Genomic DNA, 263 nt, shown 5'->3' with positions numbered 1-263 from the left:
TTCCACCGGTGTTATAGACGTAGGCGCCATCGATAGGTATCAATTTACCGCTTTCTGGATCGTCGATTTGCTGATAACCCGCACCCAGGCGGGCAAATACGGTATAGCGACTGCGATTCGCTAATAATTCTTCACCGCCGATGTAAGGCGAAGGCGCGCTTTCGACGACCACCTTATTAACCCGCGGTAAATGAAAGTCTCGCGTAGGATCATTATTGTAGTTAATGCCACGGTAAGTCGGCGAAAATTTGGCTTTTTTGCCT

General features: G+C 48.7%; 1 protein-coding gene. It reads right to left on the bottom strand.

The features are described from left to right. The coding region (locus N7568_RS24085; RefSeq protein ID WP_261612202.1) for a S6 family peptidase at nucleotides 1-263 on the bottom strand (263 nt) is incomplete at both ends.

Source organism: Paenarthrobacter aurescens, assembly GCF_025421775.1.
GTDB classification, from domain to species: domain Bacteria; phylum Actinomycetota; class Actinomycetes; order Actinomycetales; family Micrococcaceae; genus Arthrobacter; species Arthrobacter aurescens_B.
Note: the sequence above shows the minus strand (reverse complement) of the source record. Positions and strands in the feature narration are given on the sequence as shown.